This is a genomic window from Congregibacter brevis (assembly GCF_045689245.1).
Lineage (GTDB): Bacteria > Pseudomonadota > Gammaproteobacteria > Pseudomonadales > Halieaceae > Congregibacter > Congregibacter brevis.
In genome coordinates this window covers 1,111,816-1,125,073 of sequence record NZ_CP136865.1, presented here as the reverse complement: position 1 = coordinate 1,125,073, position 13,258 = coordinate 1,111,816, and the positions used below count along the sequence as shown (strand labels likewise).

Below are 13,258 nucleotides of genomic sequence, written 5' to 3'. Positions count from 1 at the left end.
GGGAGATATTGAGATGAGTGTTAATCCAAGAGACGCGGTCATCGTCGACTACGCCCGCAGCGCCATGGGTCGGTCAAAGAATGGCTGTTTTCGTAATGTCCGCGCGGATGATTTGTCCGTTGCGGTAATTAAGGGTCTGCTGGCCCGCAATGACAAGCTTGATCCCGCCGAGATCGATGACCTGATCTGGGGCTGCGTACTGCAGCGTGGCGAGCAGGGAATGAATCTGGCGCGCTTGCTGGTACTCGGCGCACAACTGCCCTTCACGATCCCAGCACAAACGGTCAACCGGCTGTGCGGGTCATCTATGTCAGCGCTGCATACTGCGGCTGCAAGCATCATGGCTGGCCTGGGTGACGTCTACCTCGTAGGGGGAGTGGAGCATTTAGGTCACTTACCGATGATGGATGATGTCGACGTGAACCCTCGTATGGGCCTCAACGTCGCTAAGGCTGCCGGCATGATGGGTATGACTGCGGAATACCTTGCCCTGCTTCACGGTGTAAGCCGGGAAGATCAGGACAAGATGGGTGTTCGCTCTCATCAACTTGCCCACGCCGCTACGGTCGCGGGTAAGTTCGACCGGGAGATCATTCCGGTAGAAGGCCACGATGAACAAGGTGCACTTATCGCCGTGGAGCAGGACGAGACTATTCGCCCTGAAACATCTATGGAAAGCCTTGCTCAGCTTCCCCCAGCGTTTAATCCTCAGGGTGGCACGGTAACTGCGGGGCAGTCGTCACAAATCTCTGACGGCGCATCAGCCATGCTGGTGATGTCCTACGAGAAAGCCCAGGCATTGGGACTGACGCCTATCGCGAAGATCAATGCTATGACCACCGCCGGTGTTGACCCATCTATTATGGGTTATGGCCCCGTACCTTCGACGCAAAAAGCGCTGAAGAATCTGGGCTTGACCATGAAAGACATCGAGATGGTCGAGCTCAATGAGGCCTTTGCCGCACAGGCGCTCCCGGTTCTGAAAGACCTTGAGTTACTGGACGATATGGATGACAAAGTGAACGTGCATGGCGGTGCTATAGCACTTGGGCACCCCTTTGGCTGCTCCGGCACCCGTATCACCGGCTCTTTGCTGACGGTAATGCAGGACCGAGACCAAACTCTCGGCGTCTCAACCATGTGTATCGGTCTAGGTCAGGGCATCACAACGGTAATCGAGCGCATCTAAAGCTCTCCCCTAAAATTCGATCCAAGTACGACCCCCAGCGGCCTCTTTTAGAGGCCGTTTTTCATTGTGTCTTTGCAATCACGGTGGCAAGTGGTTAGCGTATCCTGACGTAAAAATCGTAGTCCACAACAAAAACATAAGGAGACTGACATGGACCTTTTTCACGAGGACCATCCCGCCTGGTTGGCTCAGGTACAAGAAGACATCATCGACCCGGATCAGCCGATAATCGACCCGCACCATCACCTGTGGCCCGACATGATGGGCGATATCTACAACGTAGATGAGTTAGCGGTAGACACCGGCGCGGGCCATAACGTTGTTGGTACGATGTTTATGGAGTGTGGAACCTGTTATCGCGAGGACGGCCCGGAGCACGAAAAATCTTTGGGAGAGACTGAGTATGTACTCGCTCAGGCTGCGCGAATTCGCGAGTTGAATCTGGGCGCACCCATACTCGGCATGGTCGGCCATATTGATCTGCGCGAATCTGCCACGCTTGACGAGTCTCTGGATAAACATATCCATTTGGCCGGAGACTTCTTTAAAGGAATACGCCATGCGGGCGCGAGCGCTCCAGTGGACGACGCAGAGAGCATGCTTATTCCTGGTCCTGCTCCCGCCGATCTGTATCGCTTACCAGAGTTTCAAGCCGGTGTTCGCCGCTTGGGTGAGCGAGGACTCTCTTACGATACTTGGCAGTACCATTTCCAACTCCCGGATTACATCGCACTAGCCAAGGCCTGCCCTGACACCACAATGATTCTTGATCATTTCAGCACGCCTCTGGGCGTTGGCAGTTTTGAGGGTAAGCACGACGAAATCTTCGCTGCATGGAAGAATCACATGCGAGAACTTAGTGAGTGCGAAAACGTGTCTCTCAAGTTGGGTGGTCTGGCCATGCCCGACAATGGTTTCGGTTGGCACTTGGACGAGCGCCCCCCCAATTCTAACGAACTCCTTGAAGCCCACGGCCGTTGGTACCGTCACGCACTGGAATGTTTTGGTGCTGACCGCTGTATGTTCGAGAGTAACTTCCCCGTAGATCGGCTTTCTCTGTCGTACACGGTTTACTACAACGCCATGAAGAAGCTTTCTGCAGGCTTCTCCGCTGCAGAAAAGCATGCGTTGTTTGCAGGTACCGCTCATCGCGTCTATCGGCTCGCTGACTGACCGGCTCCAAACAAGTGGACAAGCGCCGACGCTCTTTTAATAGGAGAACATCCTCATGAACACTGATCCGTCGATACAGACCGCGGAGTTGTTAAAAAGCCCTAAACGGCGGATTGTTGATCTGTCTATTCCGATTGAGAACGATGTGGCCTCGGACCCTGAGCCCTTTCGGCCCCAGGTGACCTATCACCGTCACGATGGCACCCATGATCAGCTCATGCCTTTTTTCCCGGGGCTTGAAAAGAGCGATCTGCCCGACGGAGAAGCCTGGGCCGTCGAAGAGGTACAGCTCAATACCCACAACGGCACGCACATGGACGCGCCGTGGCATTACCACTCAACCATGGACGGCGGCGATCCGGCGTGGACGATAGACCAGGCGCCACTGGATTGGTGTTTTCGAGCAGGCGTCAAACTCGACTTCAGGCACTTTGCAGACGGCTACGTTGCCACTGCTGCCGATGTGGAAGCCGAGCTCGCGCGTATTGAATACGAACTACAGCCCCTGGACATCGTGGTGGTTAACACCAGTGCCGGAGCAGCCTACGGCGATCCCGACTATATACACCGTGGCTGCGGTATGGGACGCGAAGCAACGCTCTACCTTACGGAACGCGGAGTACGAGTAGTGGGCACGGACGCCTGGTCCTGGGACGCTCCATTTCTGCACACAGCGCGTAAATTTGCAGAATCCAAGGATCCAAGCATTATTTGGGAAGGCCACAAAGCGGGCCGGGATATTGGGTACTTCCAGATGGAAAAGCTCCACCAATTGGAGACCTTACCCGCCCATGGTTTCGAGATATCGTGCTTTCCTGTAAAGATCAAAGGTGCGTCGGCGGGTTGGACGCGCGCGGTCGCAATTCTTTCTTAGAGCGCGGATCCACAACAAAGTCTAAGCGCACTCTAGAAAACAAAGACAAAAAAAACCGCCGGCTCCTAAAAGCCGGCGGTTCTAACTTCCGTTAAACCTAAGCTTTAGAAGTTGAACTTCACTCGCGCGTAGAACAACTGCCCACGGGGATCGTGATGCTTGGGATCAAAGCTGAAGTTCACTCCGTCCCACGCCCGAGGCGCCTCTTCGTCAAAGACATTCTTCGAACCCAGGGTCAGAGCTGCGTCTGTATTTCCAAGGTTGAAGTTGTAGACGTACTGTAGATCAACCGTGAGCCACGAATCGATATCCTGCGTGAAACCTGCAGCAGTGCCCGCCGCTGACACAGCTCTGGTGGTCTCATACTCTGAGGTATAGAAACCCAAAACAGCGAGTTTGTGATTTCCCATGGTCCAGTCCAGAACACCATTAATCTTGGTCTCGGGGATGGAACGTGCAAAGTTGTCGTAGTTAAAGAAGCCCGCTACGTCCTGAACGCCGGTAGCGTCGACACAACCTCGATCATTCGGCCCCGTGCAGGGAATCTCATAACTAAGGAAATGCGAAACATTGACGTTGAGTCCAAACATCCCAACATTATCCGTAGGTATCACCCAGTCAAAGGAGACATCGATGCCATCGGTTTCCACAGAAGCAGCGTTAACGTAGTTGGTGATCACCCCCTGCAGCTGACTACCAGGGCCTGCGAGGCGCAAGATATCGTCGCCGTTGGGATCATCATTCAACTTACCCTGAGCCGATTCCGACACGATTACGTCTTGATAATCAAAACGCCAGTAGTCGACTCGGAAGGTAATATCATCCGTGGGCGTGAAAATTGCTCCGACATTGAAGTTGGTCGATTCTTCAGGGTCTAGATCCAGCGTCCCCACCGAGTCAACGCGAACGAACACGGCACCACCGGGATTGAGAGGATCACCCAGGCCTTCCAGGTTTGTTTCTTGTGAGTAAAACTGCTGCAGCGATGGCTCTCTAAAAGCAGAAGATGCCGAAGCGCGAAGTACGATGGAATCAGAGGCCTGCCAGCGCACGGCGATCTTGGGATCGACACTGCTGCCGCTTTCGAGATCTTCATAACGCGCCGCCAAGTCTACTTCGATGCTATCCGTTAGAGGGATTTTGGCTTCCGCAAAGGCTGCATAGGATGAACGCGACTCGTCCACGGGCAATCCACCGCCGAGGAAGATGAGGTCTACGGGAATCGCTAAACCCGTATCCGGATCTATTTGCTGAGTGTAGATATCGTTTCGCTCTACCTCATAACCTTCTTCACGCCACTGGGCACCAAAAGCAAATCCCACCGGACCTGCCGCCATTTCGAATAACTCACCACTGATGACCACATCACCCACGAGCATTTCCGTTGTTCGCTCAGTAAAAGTGTTCGTGCTGATGTAATCGATCAACTCGGGAGAGTTGGCACTTGGATCGAAGGGGCTAAATGTCTCGGTACCGCTCGCTCCACCTTCGCCGCGCAATCCTGCTTCCAGACGCGACTTGATCGTATCGGGCTGAATAGACTCGCGTACGTTTGATGAGTAAGTCAACGCCGTGTACCAGTCCCAACCTGAATTAAAGCTACCCTCAAAGTCGATGGACGCACGAATAGTTTCACTGTCGCGCGGCGCATTGGGAGATGGGGCCTCCGAACCAAGAGGACGACCGTACCAAAGCACCGGAACGTTGAAAGGGCTGCCTGCCTGTCCCGGGAAAATCAGCGGAAAAGCCAGATTGGGATACGAAGGCGACTGAGGGTTATCCAGAACCTCATGATGCGTCCAGCCAAGCTCAACCGTCATCGCCACATCATTGGCAAAGTCGTGGGTCAAATTACCGTACAGCTGAGTTTGCTCTTCTTCGTTCACTAGATTGAAGCGTGGGCCGTATAAAAAGCCACAGCGACCACCACCAGCAGCGGTGAAACCCGGGCCAGGCGCGCCACCATTAGCGACACAGTTAGGATCCGGAATGGTCTCAAAAGCACCAAAGGATCCGGCATAGTCACCTACACCTTCGCCAGGCGCTACGGCGATGAAACTACGACCCAACGTACTGATCGCGTTCTCAGTGGTGTAAGGACGATCCGCAGAACTCAGTGGATCCTGTTGGCGAAAAGTTGCTGACAGCAAAAGGTTGGTGCTGTCACCCAAGGCAAAGCCCGCCAGAGCATTCACATCACTCGTGTCCTGGCTGTCTGTCGCGGTTGTCTGATAACCACCGGAAAGCTCGAAACCTTCGAAGTCTTCGCGGAGAATAAAGTTAACTACGCCCGCAATTGCGTCGGAGCCGTAGGTCGCTGTAGCGCCCTCTTTCAGGATTTCTACACGCTGGAGTGCAGCCATGGGAACAGTGCTTGTATCAACAAACACGCTGCCATCATTGGCGACAGCGGCTGCCATCGTTTGGCGCTTACCGTTGATCAATACAAGCGTCGAAGTCAGTCCGAGGCCGCGAAGGTTAACGTTGGAGGTTCCCTGAGTTTCGCCGGCAGTAAAAGAGTCAGGGTTGTTCTCAGCACCGGAGCTCACCGCAAGACGGCTTGTAAGCTCGCCGATGGTGATTGCCCCGGTATTGGCGATATATTCACTGTCGAGCACTTCGACAGGGCTCGCCTCGTTTTCGCCAGTTGACTTAATAAAAGAACCTGTAATCAGGACTTCTTCAAGTTGTCCGCTGCCTTGAGCGAACGCGGTGGAAGTGAGTGCCGCACTGATAGATGCAGCAATGAGAGTTTTTTGAAACACGGGTGTGATGCGCGTCATGAGGTTCCTCTGTATTTATGGGTTATTTTTATGCGCGATCTTAGGACCAGAGAGTCGCGCTTGCATCCGAGTATAAAGAAAAGAAGCCACCGATAGGCAGTAATTTTTTAACTAATTAACGGGCCGCGAGGGCCGGAAAAACGGACGCCTCAAGGGCTCAGATCACGACGAAAAGGAGGGAGCGACTCAAGAATAGCTCGCCCGTAACGACGAGTAAGTACCCGTCGGTCCAACAACGTGACCCTGCCAGTATCCGTCTCCGTACGCAGCAGCCGACCACTGGCCTGCACTAACTTTAAAGCGGCATCAGGCACGCTGATTTCCATAAACGCATTGCGTCCCTGAGACTCGAGCCATTCTGCGAGAGCGGCATCCACGGGATTATCCGGGACCGCAAAGGGCAGCTTGGCGATAACCACGTGCTGGCAATAGCGACCGGGCAAATCTACGCCCTCTGCAAAGCTCGCCAACCCAAAGATAACTGCGCCCTCCTCCTTATCAATGGTTTCGCGATGGCGACGAAGAATCTCCTGCTTGCTGTAGTCATCCTGCCTGAGAGTACGGTCTCGCCACTCTCGCGGGAGTCCGTCATAGACATCGTTCATCTGTCTGCGGGATGAGAACAGGACAAGACTGCCTTCGTCCATGTGGAGTAATTCAGGTAGTAGCGTTATCAGCTCTTCAGTATGCGCTGGTGCGTCGCTGGGCTCACTACTCATGCCGGGCACATGCAGCGTCGCCTTACCGTAGTCAAAGGGGCTGACAACGATTTTGTAGCGGCCATCTTCGGGCACCCCCGAGCGCGCTCGAAAACGATCAAAGCTTCCTAGCGCGGTCATCGTTGCAGAGGTCAATACAACTCCCGCGGCACGCTGCCACAACTGCTCGTCGAGAATATCTGCTGCGAGGATGTGGCTGCAGTGCAGATCGATTGCCAGCTCTTCATCATCGGCACGACGTTTGAGCCAGCGCGCTCGTGGTGGGGACTCTTCTGCGGCGTCTGCGGCGAAGTCCTTGAACAGCGACAGCACTCCCTCGGCTCGCACTAGCATTCCACCCACCGCCATCTGCCAGGCTTCCAGCTCGTCCCGTACCGAGGCAAAAGAGTCATCCTCTAGCGCGTCGTCAATACCCGCCTCAAGCGTCATTAAGCGTCCATTGAGTCGCGCCCATTGTCCGGCCAGTGCCGCGGTTGCTTGCTTAAGATCGTCGGGAACCACGCCACCTTCAAATCGAAGTTGTTCCTCGAAATCGCCAGCGCCGGCCATGATGACTGCCGCCTGTTCAGCAATCTGCTGGACGCGCAGTTGGAGATCATCAAACAAAGCTGGGAGAGGCTCCATCACTGCACTCAAGCCGGGTAGCGTGGAAAGAAGGGGCGAGCCTTTGGCCAGCGCCTTGCGACTCTCCCCGAGCCACGACAGCGTCGATGGTAATCGGCAATAGGAGGCAAAATGGTTGAGGGCCTTGTCAGGAAGGTGATGGCCCTCGTCAAAAATATAGATGGTGTCTTCTGGTGCGGGGAGAATGGCCCCGCCGCCTAACGCCAGATCCGACAGTACTAAGTCATGGTTAGTCACAACAACATCTGCTTCCTGAAGGCCGTCTCTGGCGCGATAAAAACTACAGTTACGGATGTTGGGACAACGCCTCCCGCTACATTGCCCCTGATCCGCTGTGACAGGAAACCAATCAGCATCGTTAATGGGTGCTGACCAGTTATCGCGATCTCCGTCCCAGTCTCCGCGACCGAGAGCATCCAGCATAAGGCCGTAACTTTCGAGCGCATCACGAGCCAGCGCGGGCGCTACCTCGTCGGGATACAGGCCCATCGTCTGTCCGCCACCAGATTCTCGCGCCATAATCCTGTCGAGTTGGCTCAGGCAGAGGTAGCGCCTTCGGCCCTTCGCCAGCACATAGCTAAACTCCAAACCGCTGCCGGCGGCGATGTCGGGCAGGTCTTTGTGAACCAGTTGCTCTTGCAGCGCCACGGTCGCAGTGGCGATCACCAGGCGCTTGTTCAACGCACGGGCCATCACCAGCGCGGGAATGACATAGGCAATGGTCTTACCCGTACCCGTACCCGCTTCTATCACCGCAATGGGCGAGCCCTGGGAATCGGAAACATCTAAAGATGGTGAGAGAAGCGCTAAAGTGTTTGCGACTTCCGCAATCATCTGACGCTGCCCCCAGCGAGGGGTCAGCCCTCGGGCGTCGGTAATCGCAGTGTAGGCGTCCCGGATTGCATCTTTATCCGAGGAAGATAAAACGCTCACGATGGGGTGTCTAACTCCAGTACGCTGCGTAGCGCATTGGCGTATGCTGCCAGAGCAAAAGGCCTCTCTTCCTCACTCAAGGCACGCACACGATCCTCGAATTCGGCCCTTGAAATGCTGCCTTCGCCAATTTTCACATTCCGCTCCAGTGGCCCTTCTAAAGATTCGAAAGCCCATAAATTTACCGGCCGAAGCAGATAGCCATGGACGATTTGAGCATCGATAGCCGCAGCTACATCGGCGGGCGTTTCAAAGTTACTGCCAAGAGGCGTACCAAACTTCACATGCACCCGACCTTTGTTACCGGCGATACCCTGCCCAATGGACTCTACATCTTCTTGATCAGACTTCTCATAGCTGCCTGTGCTTTCGCGCTCACTCAGCTCTCGCGCCTTCATGGCATCGCAGGGATCCAGCTCATAGCTAATCGCGACAGGCACAATGCGTAGCGATGCTATGTGGTCGCCAAAGCTTTCGTGCTTCTTGTCGCGGCTCAAAGACAGCATCTTGATAACGGCAGCCTCCGTGCGGTCTCGGCCATCTTTGGCTCGACCCTCGCGCTGGGCTATCCAAATCGGCGCGTTGTCTTTCTGTATCGACTTGCGAATGTACTGTGCAAGAAGCTTTGAATTCGCCAACAACTCACGAGGACCGCTCACCGATCGCAGTACAACAAAGCTCTTATTGAGACGCATAAGATCAGCCACCCACTGCTCACTCAGCAGGTTATCGCCAATAGCAATGCGCAGGGTTTCGTAACCCGCTCTATGCAGGGCGTAATTCGTGAGCGCCGGATCCAATGCAATGTCGCGATGGTTACTAATGAATAAATGCGCATGGGCCGGATCAAGGTGCTCTAATCCCGATACTGTAAGACCGGTCGTCGTATCCTCAATCATGCGCTCTACATAGGTTTTCACAAGCATTTGCAGGTCATGAACACTATCAACCCTGGCGAGTTGGCGACGGAGATAAAGCCGCGCCAAGGGCCGCAGAAGCCAGGACCATAGAGGCAAGAGTGCCCATTCGCCAAAGCGCAGACGCAGCATGGCGTTGAGGAAGTCCGTAGACCCCAGCAGACGGTCTATCGTCGGCCGCACTTCCCCATCGTTGTAGGGTCTGATAGCCGCAAATGGATCTGGCACGGAAAACTCCCGAAAAAAGGCGACTTACCTTAACGAAAAAGCCTCTGGCAGTCATCCAACGAATACGCGCAAACGCTGACGAACGCTAGCGCTTCTGCTACTCTTGCGCGCGATTTTGGATTGGGGTGAAAAACCATGGAAGCAACAAGCGCAACACTCATGACCTTCGGCCTTGCCACTTTGTTGGTCAGCTGGATTTTAATGCTCATCGCGGCATGGAAGGACGACTATGCCTGGGGCATCTTCGCGGTACTGCTGCCCCCCTTAGCCTATGCTTACGGCCTCTTTCGACTCGAAAAAGCGGGGCAAAGCCTGCTCGTAGCAGTCGTGGGCCTGGTAATGATCTGGGCGGCATTCTAAAGCCGCCCCAAGGCTCACACGATTAGTCAGTAATCACAAAGCGGCGGCGCAATTCGCGTCGCTCTTGCTCGCCCAAACCCAAGCCATCTTCCAAATAGGCCTCACTGCTACCGTAGCTATGTTTCATTGCGGCGAGTGCACTGTGCAGGTAATCAAGCTCCGCTTGCATCATGGGTCGCAATTCGGCATCGCTAAGATGGTCAACGGGGTATTTGCTGCGGACTCGTGGAGTCTGCGCCTCGGGTAAATAGTACCGGCGAGACAACAAATAATCAGTTTCGATATCGGCCAGGGACACACCCAAGGCCATCTGAAGCACTGCTATGGCAAAGCCTGTACGATCCTTGCCTGCGGAACAATGAAACAGCACTCGCTCCACATCTGCACCTAACACCTGGCTAAATACATCTTTGTACGTATCCGTCTGTGAATCCACGAACTCGCGATTTATATCGCACATGAAATCAAACATTGCCTGTGCTCCACCCAATTGGGTTGAGTCGGCGTAAATAACGCTATCTTGGCTTCCCGGCGTAATGTCTGCGCCAATCACCACCACACCCTCAGGCAACCATGAAGGCTCCATTTGGCGCTCATCGGCGCGGCGAAGATCAACCACCATGGCCAGATCCAGATCTGTCAGTCGCTCTCTATCGGCTTCTGTGAGGGTCGCCAGGTGTCCCGAACGGAAGACACGGCCCCAGGCCACAGTGCCTTCATCGCAGCGATACCCTCCCGCATCCCGAAAGTTTGGGGATCCTTGGAGTCCCGTATGGCGTCGCGCGTCGTCCTGCGTGCCGTTAATCATCGCTTCTGAGCTATCCATTTCCAGTACCCACTCTCCGTCTTGCCTCCGCCGATTCTGGCCAATACTTTTGAGGGAGTGATTTTACGCTGAGCCAGGCAGCTATTGACAGAAGCCCGAGCAGTCGGCAGAATCCGCCCTCCAAAAATTTCCATTCACTTATTTGATTATTTAGAGGAGTCCTAAGTGGCTAACTCCGCCCAAGCTCGTAAGCGCGCTCGACAGTCCGAGAAGCGTCGCTCTCACAACGCAAGTCTTCGTTCACTGGTTCGCACCAACATCAAGAATGTTTTGGCTGCGGTAAAGACAGGTGACGCAGAGCAAGCGCGCGAAGCATATTCAAAAGCAGTACCTGTCATTGACCGCATGGCGGACAAAGGCATCATCCACAAAAATAAGGCTGCACGACATAAGAGCCGTTTGAACGCCCAGGTCAAGGCACTCGCTGCCTAACATCGTGCTCCACTGATCTGCGGTCTAGTCCGCAGATCTTTGTATCACAATGAGCACTACCGAACGCAAGATAGAAAGCATCATATATAGCAAGACAATAAAAAGCCGACCCTAGGGTCGGCTTTTTTGTATCCGATCGTCTGTACTTTTTCGTTGGTACTTTTTCGCTGGTACTTTTTCGTTAGTACTTTAGTACCACCCGATATGGGCGGACCCTACTCGGGAAGATCTACCGAAAACTTCTGACCACCTACAGACGCTTCGTACATCAAACCACCTTTGGCGCGCGTGAAAATCGCTACACCATTAGAATAGTTCGCATCAGCAGATGCACCGACAGTTACGGCAACGGCCGAAGCTTGGGCACCTAGCTCATAGTTGCCCCGTTTAAAGTCCTCGAGAGCACCGGCATCCTCGAAAAACAAGAACTCGCTGTAGGCTTGGCCGCCCCACTGAAAACCAATAGTTAACTGCGTCAGCGTAACAATCCCGGTTGTCGCGCCGCCCTCGTAGAGCAAACCTTTACCCCGAGCGCCACCGATACCAAAACCAGCCTTACCCACCGTTGGGATGACGACATAAGCAGCTGCCGTGTCAAAAAACACCTGCATGCTGGGGTCATCGGCCAGCAGCTCATCTTTAGCTTCTTGCGCTTTTCCTTGAAGCTTATCCGCTTCGCGAGGGTCCCATGCCATAGCAGAAACGCTGATAACGAAAGCAGCCGCGACGGCAAATAACTGAGTTGTGAGCTTCATTTTGAACATCCTTTTTTTGTATTTTTGCGGGCAAACATCAGAAGGATCTAATATAACCTGCAATAGCTGTGCAAGAAACAAAAAAGCCGGCTTTCGCCGGCTTCCGAAGTCTACTTCCGCTCGTCAACAACAACCGCCCGCCTGGGGGTTACTGCCGGCCTCAGCTACCTGTTGCGCCGGCTGCTCGGCATCAGCCTCTGCCTCTGCCTCTGCCTCAAGCTTCTCGTGAAACGCCGCGAGCATACTCTGCTCATGAGATTGCGCTTCTTCGGTATCAAGAGGCCGCTCCAAGGCGCTCCAGTTGATGTCGCCGTCCGTAGCGAGATTTTCAAACTCCAAAATACCCAAAGCCTCAAATTTAGGGCGAATCTTGTCGGTCAGTAAGCCGATACGATTGAGATTGGGAATAACGCGTTGAAACAACAGGTTACGGAAAGTAGACATGATAAAGCCGTCCAGTACTTTCTTGCGCGCTTCCTCCACATCCCAACCAAAATGTCTGAACACGTCGGTAGCAACCAATCTTTCGCGACTGACCACACAAGCCTCGTAGGCAAATTGTGCCCGCTCCTCAATTTCTTCCTGAGTCAGGGTTTTCACATGCTCTTCAAGATAATTGACGCCGAAGGTGACGTGTCGAGCCTCGTCGCGGGTTACCAGATAAACCACATCTTTAAGCACGGGATCAGGCGTAGTCTCTCGCGTGGTATTGAATGCTGAGAGAGCCAGACCTTCGATCACGATCTGCATGCCAATAAATTTGAGATCCCAACGCGGATCCACCAAGATTTTGTCGATGATGCTTTTTAGATGTGTGTTAATCGGATACATCACGCCGATACGTTTTTGCAGATACTTGTTAAACACTTCGACGTGACGGGCCTCGTCAAAAGTCTGCGAGCCCGCGTATAACTTAGCGCTCAGTGTCGGGGCACAAGAACACAGCTGCGACGCTACAAGTAATGCGCCCTGTTCGCCGTGCAAAAACTGAGAAAGGCTCCAGGCATTCATGTGCAGCCAGAACTCTTCTCTGGTTTTTTCGTCCATGGCCAGATAAGGCTCATAGTCGTGAAGGTTCATGAGCTCTGGGGACTGTACCTCTTCGGGCCAGGGGCGATCCCAGTCGATGTCCATCTCCGGATCCCAGTTCAGCTGCTTCCCGAGGTCGTAGAGCTTCTTGATACGATCATCCTGCACCGTGTAGTCCCAGTTGTAGGAACCCGTCAGCGGCGTCTGAAAAATCTCAGCGATGTGATCCACCTGCTCATTGGTTAGCAAATCCTCAAGATCAGGATTCTCCCGGGGGTAATCCGCCCCCGGATATTGCTGAATCTTGCGTGGTGCCTGGTCTTCCCACTGTATTTTCATGCGTGTTTTCTCTTAGGGTTGAACTATCGAGAGGCCTAATATCCGCCAATGAAGAAAAACCGACAAGGTAGCTTCTT

11 protein-coding genes are annotated in these 13,258 nt (G+C 53.9%); 5 read left to right on the top strand and 6 right to left on the bottom strand.

What is annotated here, in order from left to right; all coding sequences use genetic code 11:
- Positions 1 to 13: 13 nt before the first annotated feature.
- The 3 genes from fadA (at position 14) to R0137_RS04960 (ending at position 3,236) form a co-directional block, all read left to right on the top strand.
- Entirely contained in the window at positions 14 to 1,189 is a 1,176-nt protein-coding gene (gene fadA / locus R0137_RS04970) for an acetyl-CoA C-acyltransferase FadA (RefSeq protein WP_407329024.1), read from the top strand.
- Between the two features lie 150 nt (positions 1,190 to 1,339).
- Positions 1,340 to 2,362 (top strand): amidohydrolase family protein, encoded by a 1,023-nt coding sequence (locus R0137_RS04965; protein WP_407329022.1) that lies wholly within the window; start codon positions 1,340 to 1,342, stop codon positions 2,360 to 2,362.
- A gap of 55 nt (positions 2,363 to 2,417) precedes the next feature.
- Positions 2,418 to 3,236: a cyclase family protein gene (locus R0137_RS04960; RefSeq protein WP_407329020.1), complete on the top strand. Its 819-nt coding sequence runs from the start codon at positions 2,418 to 2,420 to the stop codon at positions 3,234 to 3,236.
- 104 nt (positions 3,237 to 3,340) lie between these two features.
- On the opposite strand, the gene R0137_RS04955 is transcribed toward R0137_RS04960, so the two are convergent.
- The 3 genes from R0137_RS04955 to R0137_RS04945 form a co-directional block, all read right to left on the bottom strand.
- Positions 3,341 to 6,019 carry a TonB-dependent receptor gene (locus R0137_RS04955; RefSeq protein ID WP_407329018.1) on the bottom strand — a complete coding sequence of 893 codons (2,679 nt, stop codon included), beginning with the start codon at positions 6,017 to 6,019 and terminating at the stop codon, positions 3,341 to 3,343.
- Between the two features lie 149 nt (positions 6,020 to 6,168).
- Entirely contained in the window at positions 6,169 to 8,295 is a 2,127-nt protein-coding gene (gene dinG, locus R0137_RS04950; protein WP_407329017.1) for an ATP-dependent DNA helicase DinG, read from the bottom strand.
- Positions 8,292 to 9,440, bottom strand: coding sequence for a 1-acyl-sn-glycerol-3-phosphate acyltransferase (locus tag R0137_RS04945; RefSeq protein WP_407329015.1), 1,149 nt, complete (start codon positions 9,438 to 9,440; stop codon positions 8,292 to 8,294). Before R0137_RS04945 ends, dinG begins: the two co-directional genes overlap by 4 nt.
- A gap of 135 nt (positions 9,441 to 9,575) precedes the next feature.
- Here R0137_RS04945 and R0137_RS04940 point away from each other — a divergent pair, with 135 nt between their 5' ends.
- On the top strand, positions 9,576 to 9,800 hold the full coding sequence (locus R0137_RS04940; RefSeq protein WP_407329014.1) for a hypothetical protein: 225 nt from the start codon (positions 9,576 to 9,578) through the stop codon (positions 9,798 to 9,800).
- A 22-nt stretch (positions 9,801 to 9,822) separates the two neighbouring features.
- On the opposite strand, the gene R0137_RS04935 is transcribed toward R0137_RS04940, so the two are convergent.
- Positions 9,823 to 10,626 (bottom strand): tyrosine-protein phosphatase, encoded by an 804-nt coding sequence (locus R0137_RS04935; RefSeq protein ID WP_407329013.1) that lies wholly within the window; start codon positions 10,624 to 10,626, stop codon positions 9,823 to 9,825.
- 165 nt (positions 10,627 to 10,791) lie between these two features.
- Between R0137_RS04935 and rpsT the strand changes: the two genes are divergently transcribed.
- Positions 10,792 to 11,058 (top strand): 30S ribosomal protein S20, encoded by a 267-nt coding sequence (rpsT, locus tag R0137_RS04930; RefSeq protein ID WP_405269618.1) that lies wholly within the window; start codon positions 10,792 to 10,794, stop codon positions 11,056 to 11,058.
- 215 nt (positions 11,059 to 11,273) lie between these two features.
- Here rpsT and R0137_RS04925 read toward each other — a convergent pair whose 3' ends face one another.
- Together R0137_RS04925 and R0137_RS04920 are read right to left on the bottom strand one after the other, a co-directional pair.
- Positions 11,274 to 11,813: a YSC84-related protein gene (locus tag R0137_RS04925; RefSeq protein WP_407329012.1), complete on the bottom strand. Its 540-nt coding sequence runs from the start codon at positions 11,811 to 11,813 to the stop codon at positions 11,274 to 11,276.
- 123 nt (positions 11,814 to 11,936) lie between these two features.
- Positions 11,937 to 13,181, bottom strand: coding sequence for a ferritin-like domain-containing protein (locus R0137_RS04920; protein WP_407329011.1), 1,245 nt, complete (start codon positions 13,179 to 13,181; stop codon positions 11,937 to 11,939).
- Between the last annotated feature and the right edge of the window lie 77 nt (positions 13,182 to 13,258).